Source organism: Chamaesiphon sp. OTE_20_metabat_361 (genome assembly GCF_031364565.1).
Map to the genome: position 1 here is coordinate 1 of NZ_JANLWO010000499.1, position 2915 is coordinate 2915.

A 2915-nucleotide genomic window follows, 5' to 3' on the forward strand; every position below is an offset into this window, starting at 1 on the left:
AACAAAACCTTGTCTACAGAGATTGAAACAGTGTTTTTAGCAACTTCCACAGAGTATGGTTTCCTCAGCAGTAGTATTGTCAAGGAAATCGCTAGATTCAACGGCTCGATCGATCACCTTGTCTCACCTCATGTTGCCTCGGAAATTTACCAATGTTACAACACTCCCACTATCCAGCAGTAGCAGACCAAAGCTACGCTAGCATCTTAGAAGACCGTTCGATCGTGCCAAGCATTCAAGCAAAAAATCTGGAATCTGCGGCGGTATTTGCCGCGATCGAGCGGTTAGAAAGCCGAATTTTGAATAGTCCTCGCGTACCATTGACTGGTAAAACAATGATCGATGAGGAAGAAATTTTGCAGCAGATCGACAGAATTCGCGAGCAGTTACCAGAAGTAATCGCTACGGCGCAAGAAGTATTGCAGTATAAGGATCGCTTGATTAGAGAAGCGGCTGGGCAAGCGCAGCAGATTCTCGCTGAGGCAAATCAACGCGCCTATCAAGTCGCCAATGAAGTGGGAATTATCGATCGCGCCGAACGCGAAGCCCAGCAAATCCGGCAAGCGGCGATCTCGGAGTGCGAGCAACTCCGACAACAAACAACCCTAGAAATGCAGCGGATCGGCGATCGCCATCTCCAAGACCTCGACCGGATGCGGGCACAAGTAGAGCTAGAATGTCAGCAGACTCAAGATGGCGCGGATGAATATGCCGATCGCGTTTTACACAATATGGAGTATCAGCTTACCGATATCCTCCACGCCATTCAACGCGGCAGACAGCGCCTGATGAGCGATGCAACCGATCCTACGCCTAATGCCTAATCTCCAGCAGCTCGAAGCTTGCTGGCAGTACTCGGGGAGCGAGCCATGCCGCCACCGGAAGTTGTTAGTACTCGATCGCATTACCAATCCCCTATCCCCTATTCCCTATTCCCTATTCCCTATCCCCTATTCCCTTCTACACATGATGTAAGACAATTACTGAGATTTCGGGACGACAGTTAAATCTGGCTTTGGGTGGCCCGGTAGTACCGACACCTGGACTGACATACAATTGCATCGCGCCCAGATGATATAGTCCATTAATGTATTTTTTCCCCCAGGGTGGTGTGACTCTCGGCGCAAACGGTAACACAATTTGCCCGCCGTGAGAGTGCCCCGAAAGTTGCAGTTCAAACTGATAGCTAGCCGCTGCAATATCGCCAAAGTCGGGTTCGTGTGCTAGTAAGATGTTCGCACCAGTATTCGGTAATTGGGCGATTGTCTGGGGCAGATTTGCCCGACGAAGCCAGACATCATCGACACCAGCAATATTCAGGCGGCTACCTTGGCGTTCGATCGAATGGACGGCATTATTGAGCAGTTTTATTTTACCTGCGGTAAAGGCACGCTCTAGGGGGCTACTATCTTCACCGCGATCGTGATTGCCCATGATAGCGACGACACCATCTTTGGCTTGGAGCAGACTAAAGGCGTTAGCGAGCATTTCTTCGGACTTACTCGCACCACTGGTAATATAGTCCCCCGTCAGGGCGATTAGATCGGGTTGTTGGGCGGTGGCAATGCGGGCAACTTTAGCCAGCGTCGTGCGATCCATAATTCCCGAGCGGGCGTGTAGATCCGTCAGTTGGACGATTTTATAACCTTCAAAAGCCGGATCTAACCCCGCTAGCTGGACATCGATCGTTTTAATCGCAAACCAGCGCGGCTCCACACCTTGAGCGTAGACAGAAGTCGTAAATAAAATCGCGATCGCGATGAGCGCTAATCTAATTACGCCTAAAACTAATCTTCGCCAGCGCATCCTCATATTTTTGCTCATATTGATGCCCTAATTACGATTGGTAATGTGCTGTTTGGCGACGATCGCTAAATTTAGCTACCGTTGTGGTGAGACGGATTCCGGAAATTTACGCCAGCCCCGATCGCGGCGAGTCGAGATATAAGGAATAATGATAAGGATGGTTTGCGTGCAAACTAGATCTGCACTGAGGAATTATTTTGAGTGAGTACTTTGCGACAGTCGCCAGAGGATTAGAAGAGTTAGCCGCGCAGGAACTAAGCCAATTAGGGGCGCGAGACGTGGCTCAGGGATTTTGTGGCGTGTCTTTTCAGGGCGATCGAGAGTTATTATATCGGGTTAATTTGTGGGCGCGGTTGCCGTTTCGGGTATTGGTGAAGCTCGGAGAATTTCCCAGTACCGACGATCGCGAACTCTATGATGGCGTCCAACAAATCGATTGGGGGGAATATCTAACTCCCGAGTTGACACTGGCAGTCACGGTGACTGGTAAAAACGACCAGCTCAATCATAGCCATTTTACCGCGATTCAAGTCAAAAGAGCGATTACCAAACAACAAACCGAAAAATTTGGCTCGCGATCGGATGTCGATATTCAAGATCCCAACGTGCGGATCAATGCTCATATCGACAAAGATCGCTGTATCGTCAGCTTGGATAGCTCGGGCAATAGCCTCCATCGGCGCGGTTATCGATCGGCTGTCGGCGATGCCCCGCTCAAAGAATCTCTCGCCGCCGCTTTGCTAAAAATGTCTGGCTGGACGCCAGATTTGGCATTTGTCGATCCGCTCTGTGGTTCGGGGACATTGCCCCTAGAAGCGGCGATGCAAGCCCTAAATATCGCTCCGGGTATTTTTCGCGATCGGTTTGGGTTTGAGAGCTGGCTGGACTTCGATCCCGACCTATTCGATCGGCTGATAAAGTCGGCGGAAACAGGTGAAATTCAAGATCTCCAGGCGACGATTATCGGTAGCGATCGCAATTTTGAAGTCATCGAACAGGCGCGATCGAATGCCCGCAGTTCGGGAGTAGAAAGATATATTCAGTTCTTGCAGCAGGAACTAGCCGACGTGGAAGCTCCCGCAGATTCGGGGGTGCTCATGTGCAATCCG

Annotated in this window: 3 protein-coding genes and 1 pseudogene; 3 read left to right on the plus strand and 1 reads right to left on the minus strand. The window is 50.4% G+C overall.

Annotated elements, in window-relative coordinates; translation table 11 throughout:
* Together RMO35_RS14545 and RMO35_RS14550 are read left to right on the plus strand one after the other, a co-directional pair.
* Positions 1-183, plus strand: a pseudogene (locus RMO35_RS14545) (phosphopantetheine adenylyltransferase); the annotation flags it as partial.
* Complete coding sequence (locus RMO35_RS14550; protein WP_309742051.1) at positions 153-824, plus strand: hypothetical protein; 672 nt, start codon at positions 153-155, stop codon at positions 822-824. The pseudogene RMO35_RS14545 and the gene RMO35_RS14550, both read left to right, overlap by 31 nt.
* A gap of 136 nt (positions 825-960) precedes the next feature.
* Here the strand turns inward: RMO35_RS14550 and RMO35_RS14555 are convergent, their stop codons facing one another.
* Entirely contained in the window at positions 961-1824 is an 864-nt protein-coding gene (locus RMO35_RS14555) for a metallophosphoesterase (RefSeq protein WP_309742052.1), read from the minus strand.
* 179 nt (positions 1825-2003) lie between these two features.
* Between RMO35_RS14555 and RMO35_RS14560 the strand changes: the two genes are divergently transcribed.
* On the plus strand, positions 2004-2915 hold a 912-nt coding region (locus RMO35_RS14560; protein ID WP_309742054.1), incomplete at its 3' end, for a THUMP domain-containing protein.

Coding starts and splice junctions, on each gene's coding strand:
- RMO35_RS14555 (WP_309742052.1), bottom strand. CDS start 1,824: ATGAGCAAAAATATGAGGATGCGCTGGCGAAGATTAGTTTTAGGCGTA.
- RMO35_RS14550 (WP_309742051.1), top strand. CDS start 153: ATGTTACAACACTCCCACTATCCAGCAGTAGCAGACCAAAGCTACGCT.